Source organism: Micromonospora yongxingensis, assembly GCF_052601155.1.
Map to the genome: position 1 here is coordinate 122,012 of NZ_JBQXEO010000009.1, position 13,104 is coordinate 135,115.

General features: G+C 74.5%; 14 protein-coding genes. 7 read left to right on the forward strand and 7 right to left on the reverse strand.

Features of this window, described 5'->3' with window-relative positions; genetic code table 11:
• The first annotated feature begins 7 nt into the window (after positions 1–7).
• Positions 8–1,150: a MacS family sensor histidine kinase gene (gene macS / locus ACTWLT_RS13805; protein ID WP_445318720.1), complete on the forward strand. Its 1,143-nt coding sequence runs from the start codon at positions 8–10 to the stop codon at positions 1,148–1,150.
• Positions 1,151–1,164: 14 nt separating this feature from the next.
• On the forward strand, positions 1,165–1,827 hold the full coding sequence (locus ACTWLT_RS13810; RefSeq protein WP_445318785.1) for a response regulator: 663 nt from the start codon (positions 1,165–1,167) through the stop codon (positions 1,825–1,827).
• A gap of 21 nt (positions 1,828–1,848) precedes the next feature.
• Here the strand turns inward: ACTWLT_RS13810 and ACTWLT_RS13815 are convergent, their stop codons facing one another.
• From ACTWLT_RS13815 to ACTWLT_RS13825, 3 genes are all read right to left on the reverse strand, one after another.
• Entirely contained in the window at positions 1,849–2,421 is a 573-nt protein-coding gene (locus ACTWLT_RS13815) for a DUF5709 domain-containing protein (protein WP_445318721.1), read from the reverse strand.
• 91 nt (positions 2,422–2,512) lie between these two features.
• A complete protein-coding gene (locus tag ACTWLT_RS13820) occupies positions 2,513–3,259 on the reverse strand; it encodes an ATP-binding protein (RefSeq protein WP_445318722.1) in 747 nt (248 codons plus the stop codon).
• 59 nt (positions 3,260–3,318) lie between these two features.
• Entirely contained in the window at positions 3,319–4,317 is a 999-nt protein-coding gene (locus tag ACTWLT_RS13825; protein ID WP_445318723.1) for an SDR family oxidoreductase, read from the reverse strand.
• A gap of 234 nt (positions 4,318–4,551) precedes the next feature.
• On the opposite strand from ACTWLT_RS13825, the gene ACTWLT_RS13830 reads away from it, so the two are divergent.
• Entirely contained in the window at positions 4,552–5,751 is a 1,200-nt protein-coding gene (locus ACTWLT_RS13830; RefSeq protein WP_445318724.1) for a glycosyltransferase, read from the forward strand.
• Positions 5,752–5,793: 42 nt separating this feature from the next.
• On the opposite strand, the gene ACTWLT_RS13835 is transcribed toward ACTWLT_RS13830, so the two are convergent.
• The 4 genes from ACTWLT_RS13835 to aroA are packed head-to-tail and all read right to left on the reverse strand — an operon-like array spanning position 5,794 to position 9,986.
• On the reverse strand, positions 5,794–6,648 hold the full coding sequence (locus ACTWLT_RS13835) for a hypothetical protein (protein ID WP_256483314.1): 855 nt from the start codon (positions 6,646–6,648) through the stop codon (positions 5,794–5,796).
• A 59-nt stretch (positions 6,649–6,707) separates the two neighbouring features.
• Positions 6,708–7,526 carry a histidinol-phosphatase gene (gene hisN / locus ACTWLT_RS13840; protein WP_445318725.1) on the reverse strand — a complete coding sequence of 273 codons (819 nt, stop codon included), beginning with the start codon at positions 7,524–7,526 and terminating at the stop codon, positions 6,708–6,710.
• 28 nt (positions 7,527–7,554) lie between these two features.
• Positions 7,555–8,715, reverse strand: a complete 1,161-nt coding sequence (gene rsgA, locus ACTWLT_RS13845; RefSeq protein ID WP_445318726.1) for a ribosome small subunit-dependent GTPase A — start codon at positions 8,713–8,715, stop codon at positions 7,555–7,557.
• The gene (gene aroA, locus ACTWLT_RS13850; RefSeq protein WP_445318727.1) at positions 8,685–9,986 is read right to left on the reverse strand and encodes a 3-phosphoshikimate 1-carboxyvinyltransferase; all 1,302 of its coding nucleotides are present in this window, start codon (positions 9,984–9,986) and stop codon (positions 8,685–8,687) included. The genes rsgA and aroA overlap by 31 nt, the downstream gene beginning before the upstream one ends.
• Before the next feature lie 101 nt (positions 9,987–10,087).
• On the opposite strand from aroA, the gene ACTWLT_RS13855 reads away from it, so the two are divergent.
• The 4 genes from ACTWLT_RS13855 to ACTWLT_RS13870 all read left to right on the forward strand — a co-directional run bounded on the left by ACTWLT_RS13855 (position 10,088) and on the right by ACTWLT_RS13870 (position 13,103).
• Positions 10,088–10,789 (forward strand): SOS response-associated peptidase, encoded by a 702-nt coding sequence (locus ACTWLT_RS13855; RefSeq protein ID WP_445318728.1) that lies wholly within the window; start codon positions 10,088–10,090, stop codon positions 10,787–10,789.
• Between the two features lie 196 nt (positions 10,790–10,985).
• On the forward strand, positions 10,986–11,378 hold the full coding sequence (locus ACTWLT_RS13860) for a WhiB family transcriptional regulator (protein ID WP_252419066.1): 393 nt from the start codon (positions 10,986–10,988) through the stop codon (positions 11,376–11,378).
• Between the two features lie 52 nt (positions 11,379–11,430).
• A complete protein-coding gene (locus tag ACTWLT_RS13865; RefSeq protein ID WP_445318729.1) occupies positions 11,431–12,048 on the forward strand; it encodes an alpha/beta hydrolase family protein in 618 nt (205 codons plus the stop codon).
• 227 nt (positions 12,049–12,275) lie between these two features.
• Positions 12,276–13,103, forward strand: a complete 828-nt coding sequence (locus ACTWLT_RS13870; protein ID WP_308209589.1) for a sigma-70 family RNA polymerase sigma factor — start codon at positions 12,276–12,278, stop codon at positions 13,101–13,103.
• Position 13,104: the final 1 nt, after the last annotated feature.

Consider the following 13,104-nt stretch of genomic DNA (forward strand, 5'->3'; position numbering starts at 1 on the left):
GACCGCCATGCCGTCACCGCCGGGTGGTTACGAGGTGCCGCTCTGGCGCGCCCTCACCGTGTTCCGGCTGGCGTCCCTCGCGTACGTCTGCGTGCTCGCGGTCCGCGACGCCGACCGGTACGCCCACCCGTACGCCGTCGGCGCCCTGGTCCTGGTGATGATGGCCTGGACCGGGGCGACCGCCGTCGGGTACGCCCGGCCGGCCTGGCGGCGCTGGCCGCTGCTGCTGGCCGACCTGGCCGTCGTGATGGCCATCGTGCTGGCCACCCCGTGGGTGGTCGGCCGCGCGGCGCTCGCCGCCGGCGTACCCACCCTGGGGGTGGCCTGGATGGCCGGCCCGGTGCTGGCCTGGGCCGTGTCCGGCGGCCGGCGGCGGGGCACGCTGGCCGCGCTGCTGGTGGCCGGCGCTGACCTGGCGACCCGGGAACGGATCGGCCAGTCCTCGTTCACCGGTGTGATCCTGATGCTGCTCGCCGGAGTGGTGGTCGGGCACATGGCCCGGCTCGCGGCGACCGCCGAGGAGCGGCTGCAACGCGCGGTGGAGCTGGAGGCGGCCACCCGGGAGCGGGAGCGGCTGGCCCGGGGCATCCACGACTCGGTGCTCCAGGTGCTGGCGCTGGTGCAGCGGCGCGGTGCGCACCTGCCCGGCGAGGCCGGCGAGCTGGCCCGGCTGGCCGGCGAGCAGGAGGCCGCGTTGCGTGCGTTGATCGCCGGCACGGCCCCGGCCGGCGACACCGCCGCATCGGTGGCGGACGCCGCGGCAGCGGTGGACCTGCGCACCCTGCTCGGCCGGTACGCCTCACCGGCGGTGTCGCTCTCCGCGCCGGCCAGCCCGGTGCCACTGCCACGGCGGGTGGCCGGGGAACTGGCCGCCGCGACCGGCGCGGCCCTGGACAACGTGGGACTGCACGCCGGCGGGCGGGCCTGGGTGCTGATCGAGGACGAGGGGGAGACGGTGACCGTGTCGATCCGTGACGAGGGGCCGGGCATCCCGGACGGGCGGCTGGACGAGGCGGCCGTCCAGGGACGGCTCGGCGTGACCCAGTCGATCCGGGGCCGGGTGTCCGACCTCGGCGGGACGGTACGGATCGTGTCGACGCCCGAGACCGGCACCGAGATCGAGTTGACCGTGCCGAGGGCGGACCGGTGACGCCGGTGCGGGTGATGGTGGTCGACGACCATCCGATGTGGCGGGAGGGGGTGGCCCGCGACCTGACCGAGGCCGGTTTCCTGGTGGTGGCCACCAGCGGTGAGGGGCGGCAGGCGATCCGGGTCGCCGCCGCCGCCCGGCCCGACGTGGTCGTCCTCGACCTGCAACTGCCCGACATCTCCGGCGTGGAGGTGGTCCGCGGGTTGCGCGCGGCGCTGCCCGACGTGCGGGTGCTGATGCTCAGCGCCAGCGGAGAGCAGCAGAGCGTCCTGGACGCGGTCAAGGCGGGAGCGACCGGCTACCTGGTGAAGTCGACGGCGCCGGCCGAGTTCCTCGACGCGGTACGCCGGACCGCTGCCGGCGACCCGGTCTTCACGCCCGGACTGGCCGGGCTGGTCCTCGGCGAGTACCGCAGGCTGGCTGCCGTCGGGACCGGGCCGGGTTCGAGGGCCGGCCCGGCCGACGGCGCGGAGCCCGGGGCTCCCCGGCTCACCGAGCGGGAGACCGAGGTGCTGCGCCTGGTGGCCAAGGGGATGTCGTACAAGCAGATCGCCCAGCGGCTCGGGCTGTCGCACCGCACGGTGCAGAACCACGTGCAGAACACCCTGGGCAAGCTGCAACTGCACAACCGGGTCGAGCTGACCCGGTACGCCATCGAGCGCGGTCTCGACGACTGACGCGGTCGGCGCGGCGGCGGGTCAGACCGAACGCGGCGGCTCCGTCTCGTGGATGGCCAGCTCCTCGGCGGTCGCCCCACCACCGGCCGAACCCGCGTCGTACGCCACGGAGTCGGTCTCCTGGTCGGTGTGGGCACCCTCGTCCGGTTCGACCAGCCGGCCCACGGTGGCGTCGGCCACCGTGCCGAGCTGGCCGTGGTCGTAGAGGGAGACCGGCGAGTTCGGGTCCGAGGTGGGCCCCGGGTCCATCACGTCGGCGTCCAGCTGTGCCTCCGCCGCGGCCGCCTCGTTGTCCGCCTCGAAGGCGATCTTCGGGTCGACCGGGCCGGCCAGCGGGTCGTCCACCGGGCGTTCGAAGCTCTCCCGCTGGAGCTTGTAGTCCAACGACTCGCCGTCGAGCTGCTCCTCGGCGGTGGTCCCGAACCGATCCACCGCCACCGGCGTCCGGTCGCCGGGCAACTGGGCCGGCTCCGGACCGTCCGCCTCGCGACCGGTGAGGACGTCGTCGTTGGCGCTCGAGTCGTCGTCGGCGGTGTCGGGCAGCCCCTCCGCCTCGGTGTCGGACACGGGGGTCGGGTACTCGTTGTCACGCATGTCTGATCACTACCCGCTGCCCTCCCGCCATAACCGGGGCAATGCCGGCTGTGCGGTGGTGAGTGTCGGACAACGCGGCCGCAACGGCCCGTCAGCCGACGGCACCCGCCTCGTCCTCGGGGTGCAGCACGCACCAGACGACCTTGCCGTCCGGAACCGGGCTGCTGCCCCACCGGCGCGACACCGTGTCGATCAGCAGCAGGCCCCGACCACCGGTACGGGTCGGCGGTGCCAGCCCGGCGAACGCCGGCCGGCGTGGGGAGTGGTCACGGACCGCCAGGCGCAGGGTGTCGCCCTGCGGAGCCACCCGCACGGTCATCGGTGTCCGGGCGTGCGCCACCACGTTGTTGACCATCTCGGTGATCGCGATGGACGCCGGCTCGGCCAGCGACGGCATGTCCCAGCGCTGGCAACCGGTGGTCACCAGCTCGCGGGCCTGCCGGGCGGCTCCGACCGTCGGAGCCAGTTCGGCGGTGAGCACCGCCGCCAGCGGCGCCGCCGCCGCGGCCAGCGCCCCGTCCAGGGTCGGCCAGGCCGGCACGCCGCCCAGCGCCGCGTCGGCCCGGCTGGGCCCGGGGACCGCCGGGTCGCAGAGCAGCAGGTCGGCGGCCGGCCAGTCGGCGACCTCCCGGCGGACCTCGGCGAAGACGCCCCGCCCGTCCGCGTCGACGACCTCCAGCCCGGTCACGTCGGCCACCACCGGGCCGGGACGGTCGCAGAGCCGGGCGAGCAGCGCGTCGCGCACGGTCTCGGTGCCGGCGGCGTCGAGCACACCGGTCACCCGGACCACCGGGAAGGACTCGTCGATCTCCACCAGACAATGCACGCCGGTCGACATGATCGGCCCATTGTGCCCCCTGGCGACGGACGTCGCATCCGGTCGCTCGATGCCCGTCATCAGCGGTCCAGCCGGGACCGGCGGCTCATCGCCGCCATCGTGCCGACCGCCGTGCCGGCCGCGGCGAGGCCGAACGCGGCGGTCATCCGCACCAGCTGCCGCCGCCGACCGTGCCAACCGCCGTCCCGGCGGCCCTGCCCGTCGGCGTGGAACACGTTGCCGCTGCTGTCCAGCCGGGCGCCCGGCCCGAACTGGGTGCGGTGGGTGTACCAGCCGAGGGCGCGCTCCACCAGCGCGGGCGCCAGCCGCCACTGCAGGCCGACCAGCCGGGCCGCGCCGCCGGCGTACGCCTCGCGGCGGGGTCGGCGCAGCAGCCGGACGATGGTCTCGGCGACCACCTCCGGCGGATAGATCGGCGGTGGTGGCACCAGCTCGTGTCCGCTGTGGTTGGCCGCGTGCCGGAAGAACGGGGTGTCGATGGTGGCCGGCAGCACGGTGCAGATGGAGATCTGGCCCCGGCCGGTGACCCGCAACTCCTGCCGGACGGTGTCGGCCAGGCCCCGGATGCCGTGCTTGGTGGCGTTGTACGCCGACTGGTACGGCATCGCCACCTCGGCCAGCACCGAGGCGTTGTTGACCAGCACGCCGCCGCCGGCCGCCCCCAGGTGCGGCAGCGCGGCCCGGATGCCGTGCACCGCGCCGAGGAGGTTCACCTCCAGCACCCGGCGGAACTCGGCGACCGGGATCTCGTCGAAGAGGCCCACGGCGCTCACCGCGGCGTTGTTCACCCAGGCGTCGATCCGCCCGAACTCGGCCGCCCCCCGGTCGGCCAGCCGTTGCACCGACTCCAGGTCGGTCACGTCGGTCGGTACGGCCAGCGCGCGGCCGCCCAGTTCCCGGCAGCGCTGCGCGACCTGCCGCAGGGCAGGTTCGCTGCGGGCGCCCAGCACGACGGCTGCGCCCCGGCGGGCCAGCGCGTACGCGGTGGCCGTGCCGATCCCGCTGGAGGCGCCGGTGATCACCACGGTCGAATCGTCGAGGCTGCGGGTCAGCGGCATTCCTGAGCGGTACCCCCGGCCCGCCCTGGTCATACCACCGGACGCTCTCCGATCGCCGTGGGACCGTCCGGCAGAGGGACGCGCGGGGGGTTCTGTGATTGCCGTGGCGCAAGTTTCGGTGGCACTCGCGGGCACTGTTCCCGATCTGCCAGGTTTCGGCTCCCGACCTCCGGGTTAATGGGACGCTCTGACCGGGAGGACCACCGCCGAGGAAAGATCGCAGGGAGGTGACCCATGCGCGTTGGCCTCGTCTGCGCGCACACCAGCTCGTACCGGCACGCCGACGGCCCGCCGGTCGGCACCCAACAGCACATCAAGCGGGTCGCCGCCGAGCTGGCCGGCCGAGGCCACGACGTCCGGATCTACGAGCGCCGGGACGACCCCGAGCTGCCGGTGATCGTGGACGTCGACGGCTACCAGGTGCAACGGGTCTCGGCGGGGCCGCCCACTCCGCTGTCGACCGCCGAGCTGATCCCGCACGTGACCGAGTTCGGCCGCTGGCTGGCCGACGATTGGGCCGGCGCCTGGCGTCCCGAGGTGGTGCACGGGCACTACTGGATCGGCGGCCTGGCCGCCGCGCACGCCGTCCGGGAGACCGACATCCCGGTGGTGCAGACCTTCCACTCGCTCGGCGTCGAACAGCTGCGCCACCTGGGCGGTCGTTACGACGGGCCGGGGGAGCGGATTCCGCTGGAGCGCGCGCTGACCCGCGCGGTGGACATCGCGGTGGCCCAGAGCAACGACGAGGTGGACGAGCTGACCAGGATGGGCCTGCAGCGCAGCTCGGTGGCGATGGTGCCCGCGGGTGTGGACATCGAGCAGTTCCACCCCGACGGGGAGGCGGCGCCGCGCGAGCAGCGGGCCCGGATCCTCTCCGTGGGCGGGCTCTCCCCGGGCCACGGCCAGGAGGACCTGATCCGGGCGATGCGGCTCGTCGGTGACGCCGAGCTGGTGATCGCCGGTGGGCCGCCGGCTGACCAGTTGGCCAACCACGCGGAGGCACGCCGGCTGCGCGAGCTGGCCGAGCAGGCCGGGCTGGCCGACCAGGTACGGCTGGTCGGGGCGGTGCCGCACGACCAGATGGCGACCTGGTACCGGTCGGCGGACGTGGTCGCCTGCACGCCGCACTACTCCTCCGCCGGGCGCGTCTCCCTGGAGGCGATGGCCTGCGGGGTGCCCGTGGTCGGTTACGCGATGGGCGGTCTGGCGGACGCCGTCGTCGACGAGGTCACCGGCCGGCTGGTGCCGCCCGGCGACGTACGGACGCTCGGGGTCTCCCTGCGCCGGCTGCTCGCCGACAACGCCAACCGGTTCGCCTACGGTCACGCCGCGGTGGACCGGGTCCGGAGCAGCTACACGTGGGAGCGGACCGCCGGTGCGCTGGAGCGCCTCTACGAGCGGGTGGTGAGCCGGCGCAAACCGGTCGAGGCGTGACCCCGACCGGTAGCGCCTCGCCGGTCGTGGTGGGGCGTCGGCTCAGCCGGGCCGGCCGGCGGCGACCATGGCGCGGTCGCGGCGGTGCGCCATCGCGCGCTGCTGCTGCGGCTCGGCGTACCGGGTCAGCCCGATCACCGCGGCCAGCGTCACCAGGAAACCCACGCCGGCCAGCCACTCCCGCCCCGGCCAGATCTTGTCGTTGAGCAGCAGCAGGCCGACGATCGCGGCCGGCACCGCCCCGGCGGCGTCCATGGCGGCGACCGCTGCGGTCGTCGAGCCGCGCTGCATGGCCAGGCCGAGCAGGAGCTGGCCGACGATCGAGTGGACGATCAGCAGGTAGAACAGCGGGTGGGCGAGGAACGCCTCGGCCGACGGCGCGGAGGCCAGCGGTCGTGCGGCCACCGCGGCCGAGGAGAACGCCAGCCCGGCCAGCGAGCCGAGAGCCACCGACCCCGGTGCTCCGTGCAGCCGCACGGCGAAGACACCCAGCACCGCGATCAGGACGAGCGCCGCCAGCAGGGCGACCGAGCCGGCGGTGCCGAGCTGCCGTGACGGCGCCGGCCGGGCGGACAGCACCAGCGCGGTGATCCCGGCGAAGAGCAGGGCCAGCAGCGCCACCTCCGCCAGCGGCAACCGCCACTTCAGCACCAGCACGCCGAGGATGGCCGTCACCCCCAGCCCGGCGGCCACACTGGCCTGGACCAGGAACAGCGGCAGGTCCCGTCGGGCCAGGAACGCGAGCACGAAGCCGCCGATCTGGCAGCCCAACCCGATCAGGTACGTCCGGTGCCCGGCCAGCCGCAGCAGCAGCCCCGGATCGAAGGTGTGGTGCACGGTGGTGCGGGCTGCCGCCACCGACTGGAGCAGGTTGGCGAAGCCGTACGCGACGATCATCGCCGCGAGAAAACACCAGCCGGAGGAGACCACCTGGCGAGGATAGAGGTTGCCGGGGGTCAGCGCTCGGCTGGTCGATCGAGCCGGGTCAGGATGTCGGCGTGCAGCACACCGTTGGTGGCGACCACGCTGCTCTCGGTGCCCGGGGCGCCGGTCGGAGCCGGTTGACCGGCCAGATCCGTGACCGTGCCACCCGCCTCGGTGATGATCGGGACCAGCGCCGCCACGTCCCACAGCGACAACTCCGGCTCCACCATCACGTCCAGTGCGCCCTCGGCCAGCAGCATGTAGCCGTAGAAGTCGCCGTACGCGCGGCTGCGCCAACTGTCGCGCATCAGGTCGAGCATCGCGTCGAGCCGTCCGGCGTTCTCCCACCCCGTCAGGGACGAGTAGCAGAAGCTGGCGTCGGCGACCCGTCGCACCGCGGACACGCCGATCCGTTCACCGGCGGCGGGGCCCGGTCCGGCGTACGCGCCCGCGCCCGCGCTCGCCCACCAGCGCCGGCCCAGCGCCGGGGCGGACACCACGCCGACCGCCGGCCGGTCACCGTCGAGGAGCGCGATCAGGGTGGCCCACACCGGCACGCCGCGGACGAAGTTCTTGGTGCCGTCGATCGGGTCGATGATCCACCGCCGGCCGCCCGGGGTGCTGGCCGGCTGGTTGCCGTACTCCTCGCCGAGCAGGCCGTCGCCCGGCCGGTGCTCGGCCAGCAGCGCGCGGATCTCCCGCTCGACGGCCGTGTCCGCGTCGGAGACCGGGGTCAGATCGGGCTTCGCCTCGACCCGCAGATCGAGCGCGCGGAACCGGGCCGTGGCGATGGCGTCGGCCCGGTCGGCGAGCAGGTGGGCGAGGGCGAGGTCGTCGGCGTACCCGGTCATGCCGGCAACCTAGCCGACGCCGGGTGGCTCACTCGTCGGGGCCGCGCCGGTCGCCTTCGCCGGGGCCGCGCTGGTCGGTCTCGCCGCGCTGGTCACCCTCACCGGCACGGGAGGCGAGCAACCGGCGGTACGAGGCCAGCCGGCGCGGGTCGGCCTTGCCGGCGGCCACCCAGGCGTCCAGCCCGCAGTCGGCCTCGTCGGCGGTGTGCGGGCAGTTGGGCGGACAGGTCTCGGTGCCCTCGACCAGGTCGGGGAAACCGTGCAGCAGGCTGTCGGCGGAGACGTGCGCCAGCCCGAAGCTGCGGATCCCGGGAGTGTCGATGATCCAACCCGGGTCGGTGTCGACGCCGGGGATCGGCGGCAGCCGCAGCGCCACCGCACTGGTCGAGGTGTGCCGGCCACGGCCGATCGCGCTGACCACACCGACCGCCCGCGCGGCGTCCGGGACGAGGCGGTTGACCAGCGTCGACTTGCCCACCCCCGAGTGCCCGACCAGCACCGACACCCGGCCGGCCAGCAGCGCGCGCAGCGCGTCCAGGTCGGAGTCGGGGCGGTTGAGCACGTAGGGCAGCTCCAGCTCGGTGTAGTAGCCCAGCACCTCCTCCGGCCCGGCCAGGTCGGCCTTGGTGAGGCAGAGCAGCGGCTCGATGTCGGCGTCGTACGCGGCCACCAGGCAGCGGTCGATGAACCCGGTGCGCGGCGGCGGGTCGGCCAACGCGCTGACGATCACCAGCTGGTCCGCGTTGGCCACCACCACCCGCTCCAGGCGGCCCTCGGCGGTGGTCTCGTCGTCGTCGGCGGTGCGGCGCAGCACCGAGCGGCGGTCGGCGATCCGGACGATGCGGGCGAGAGCGCCCTCCGCGCCGGAGGTGTCCCCGACCAGGCTGACCCGGTCGCCCACCACGACCGACTTGCGCCCCAGCTCGCGGGCCCGCATCGCGGTGACCGTCGGCAGCTCGGCCTCGGCCGTCCCGTGCTCGGCCCCGGCCAGCACGCAGGTGTAGCGGCCCCGGTCGACGGCGATGACGAAGCCGTCGACCGCGTCGGCGTGCCGGGGTCGGGTTCGGGTACGCGGACGCGACGACTTCCCGGGCCGGACCCGTACGTCGTCCTCGTCGTACTCGCGCCGTTTGGTCGCCAGGACCGCCCCCTGTCGCGTCAGCTCTTGCCGGTCACCATCGCTGACCATAGTGCCGGGAACTCGGGCATGGTCTTGGAGGTACACCCGACGTCGTCGACCTCGACGCCCGGCACGGCGAGCCCGGCCACCGCGGCGGCGTGCGCCATCCGGTGGTCGTGGTAGGTGCGGAACACCCCGCCGCGCAGCGGCCGGGGCCGGATCTCCAGCCCGTCCGGCGCCTCGGTGACGTCGGCGCCGAGCGCCGTGAACTCCCGCGCCAGCGCGGTCAGCCGGTCGGTCTCGTGGCCGCGGATGTGCCCGATGCCGGTGAAGGACGACGGCGAGTCGGCCAGCATGGCCAGTGCGGTCAGCGCCGGGGTCAGCTCGCTGACGTCGGAGAGGTCGGCGGTGAGGCCGTGCACCACGCCGGTGCCCCGGACGGTCAGCCCGGTGGTGGAGAGGGTGACCTCGCCGCCCATCCGTTGCAGCAGCGAGCGGAGCTGCTCGACCGGCTGGGCGCTGCTGCGCGGCCAGCCCTGGAGGGTGACCTCGCCACCGGTGACCAGGGCGGCGGCGAAGAACGGCACCGCGCCGGAGAGGTCCGGTTCGATCTCCCAGCCACGCCCGGTGAGCGGGCCGGGCTCGACGGTCCACACGTCGGGGGTGGTGTCGTCGACCGCCGCGCCGGCGGCCCGCAGCATCTGCACGGTCATCCGCAGGTGCGGGGCGGACGGCACCGGAGGGCCGACGTGCCGCACCACGACGCCCCGGTCGAAGCGCGGCGCGGCCAGCAGCAGGCCGGAGACCAGCTGACTGGAGGCGGAGGCGTCGATCACCACCTCGCCGCCGGTGACCCGGCCGGTGCCGAGCACGGTCAGCGGCAGGCTGCCCGCGCCGCTGGCGTCGATCCGGACGCCCAGCGAGCGCAGCGCGCCGATCAGCGGGCCGAGCGGCCGGGTGCGCGCGTGCGGGTCGCCGTCGAAGGTGATCCGCCCGTCGGCCAGACCGGCCACCGGCGGGACGAACCGCATCACGGTGCCGGCCAGGCCGACGTCCACGTGCGCCGGGCCGGCCAGCGGGTGTGGCCGGACGAGCCAGCGCTCGTCGTCGCTGATCGACATGTGCGCGCCCATGGCGCGCAGGCCGGCGGCCATCAGCTCGGTGTCCCGGGCACGCAGCGGCCCGGCCAGCGTCGACGGGCCGGCGGCCAGTGCGCTGAGCACCAGGGCACGTGCTGTCATCGACTTGGACCCCGGCAGGCGCAACGTGGCCGCCACCGGGTCGGACGCGGTCGGTGCGGTCCACGGCTGCGGCGGCCGGGTCGCGGTCAGATTCCCCACGGTTACATTCTGCCGTGTCGGACGGTGGGCGGCGCCGGCCGGCGGTCGTACTCCCGGTTGGCGGGACAGCCGGCGGGCCTCCGACGGGTTAGCGTGTGCCCATGTGCGGCAGGTACGCGACGACCCGGAGTTCCGGCGAGCTGAGCGCGCTGTTCGAGTCGTCGGACGACACCGACGGCCGGGTCCGCCCTGACCACAACGTGGCGCCCACCGACCCGGTGCCGCTGGTCCGGGTCACCCCGGAGGGGCACCGCAGCCTCTGCGTCGGCCGCTGGGGCTTCCTTCCGCACTGGTCCCGGTCGGCCGCCGGCGCGGCCCGCATGATCAATGCCCGGGCGGAGACGGTGGCCACCAGCCGGGCGTACGCCGGCGCTTTCGCCCGTCGCCGCTGCCTCGTGCCGGCCGACGGCTGGTACGAGTGGGTCCGCCAGCCCGACGGCGGGCGCCAGGCGTACTACATGACCCCCACCGACGGCTCAGTGCTCGCCCTGGCCGGGATCTGGTCGGTCTGGGAGTCCGGCGCCGACAGCCGGCTCACCTTCAGCGTGCTGACCACCGCGGCGCTCGGCGAGCTGGCCGAGGTGCACGACCGGATGCCGGTGCTGCTGCCGCACGAGCGGTGGTCGTCGTGGCTGGCGTCGACCGACGAGCCGGACCGGCTGCTCGCCCCCGCGACGGCGACCCAGCTGGCGGGGTTGGAGGTCCGCCCGGTCGGGCCGGCGGTGGGTGACGTCCGCAACGACGGGCCGCAGTTGATCGCGCGGATGCCGGCGGTGACGCCGCAGGAGCTGACCCTGTTCTGACGCGCATCCGCATCGTCGGGCGCCGATTTGCCAGGGTTGCGCGCGATTCGTCTCCTGGCCGTTCAGTCATCTTCCCGGTAGCCCCTTGTCCCGGTGTCCGGAAGTGCGATAGAACACAGCGCCGGTAGTGGGTGTCGATTCGCACGGGGCGGACGACATCCATCGATCTTGCCGGTCCCACGGGGGAGGTGGGTGGATGACACGGGCGCGAATGCCCCGCCCGCACGAGGTGGCTGCGGCGCGGCGAGATCCGCGACTGCTGCGGGCCTTGCAGGAACGACAACAGGATGACGCGTGGCGCACCAGAGGCACATGCCAGAGCGTCGACCCGGAGACATTCTTTCCGGCGCCGAACGAGCCGGCCGACGCCGCCGTCGCGCTCTGCCGCGGTTGCGACGTCCAGGGGTCCTGCCTGGCCTGGGCGCTGGAGGTGGGTGACTGCCACGGCGTGTGGGGCGCCACCACGCCCCGCGAGCGGCGGGCGATGCTGGTCGCCTGGCGTGGCGAGGTCCAGCCGGATCCGGACGCCGCCGACGGGCCTGGCCCGCCGGTACGCGACCGCCTGCTCACGCTGGTTCCGCTGAGCTGACCAGCGGCCGGGTCCTGTCCCGGGTGCCGACCTGGCGGCGCAGAATGGGTCGGTGCAGCCCAGCGACGAGATCGAGACTCCGCGCGGCCCCGCGCGGGTCGACACCGACCTGCCTGTCCGGCCGGCTGCCGCCCTGTTGGTGCTCGGGCACGGCGCGGGTGGCAGCGTGGACGCGCCCGACCTGCTCGCCGTGCGCGACACGGCGGTCGCGGCCGGCCTCGCGGTGGTCCGGGTGACCCAGCCCTACCGGGTCGCCGGCCGCCGCGCGCCGGCCCCCGCCGGGCACCTCGACGAGGCCTGGGTCGCGGTGCTCGCCGCGCTGCGCGACCGACAACCCGATCTGCGGACACTGCTGGTCGGCGGTCGGTCCAGCGGCGCGCGGGTGGCCTGCCGGACGGCCCGTGCGGTGGGCGCCACCGGTGTCGTCGCGCTGGCCTTTCCGCTGCACCCGCCCGGCCGACCGGAGCGCTCCCGGGCGGCCGAACTGGAGACCGGGCTGCCGACACTCGTGGTCAACGGCGACCGGGACCCGTTCGGGGTGCCGGAGCCGGGGCCGACCGTTCAGGTGGTGACCCGGCCGGGGGAGACGCACGACCTGCGGCGCGATCCGGCCGGCACGGCGGCCGTGGTCCGGGACTGGCTGCGCGCCCAGGGCTGGGCGGCCGGCTGATCCGGCGCGGCCGGGCGAACCGTGTCCGGCGCCGGGCGCGGGTCGTTGCATCGGATGGTGCCGCCGGTCCGGTTCGGACGGGCGGTGCCAATCCTCCCAGGCCCTTCCTGGTCCCAGCGCCGGCGGTCGTCGGCGCCGGGACCAGGATCGGGAGGTCCGGCCGGAATGCCCCAGCCGTTGTCCCGCGTTACTACCCCCGGACGAGTTTTCTGCGAGGGGGGTGACGGGTGCCAACCGATACACGGAGCCTGGAACGGGACGAACGGGACGCCCGGCAGCTGAAGCGGCTGTTGGCTGGCCCGGACTGGCCCGCGACGGCGGGACCGGGCGGGGTGGGTGCGGTGAGCACGAGCACACCGGCCGGAAGTGAATCTGTGGGTAGGGCGGTGCGCGTATCCTCGGCGGGAAAGCATCCGACGCGAGGGGATGTGCGGTTGACCACCGAGAAGACGGACGAGCGCAGGGCCCGTTTCGAGCGGGACGCGATGCCATTCGTCGATCAGCTCTACGCTGCTGGGCTGCGGATGACGCGCAACCCGGCGGATGCCGAGGACCTGGTCCAGGAGACCTACCTGAAGGCGTACGCCGCCTTCCACCAGTTCGAGCAGGGCACGAACCTGAAGGCCTGGCTCTACCGGATCCTGACCAACACCTACATCAACTCCTACCGCAAGCGGCAGCGCCAGCCGATTCAGGCGCCCACCGAGGAGATCACCGACTGGCAGCTCGCCGAGGCCGAGTCGCACACCTCCAGTGGGCTGCGCTCCGCCGAGACCGAGGCGCTGGACCGGCTGCCGGACAGCGACGTCAAGGAGGCCCTCCAGCAGTTGCCGGAGGAGTTCCGCCTGGCGGTCTACCTCACCGATGTCGAGGGCTTCTCGTACAAGGAGGTCGCCGACATCATGGGCACGCCGATCGGCACCGTGATGTCGCGCCTGCACCGCGGCCGTCGTAATCTGCGCAAGCTGCTCGAGCGCTACGCCGCGGAGCGGGGCTTCAGCCCGGCCCGTTCCTCGAAGGGTTCGACCGCTGCCGCTGCCGGCCGGGAGGTGTGAC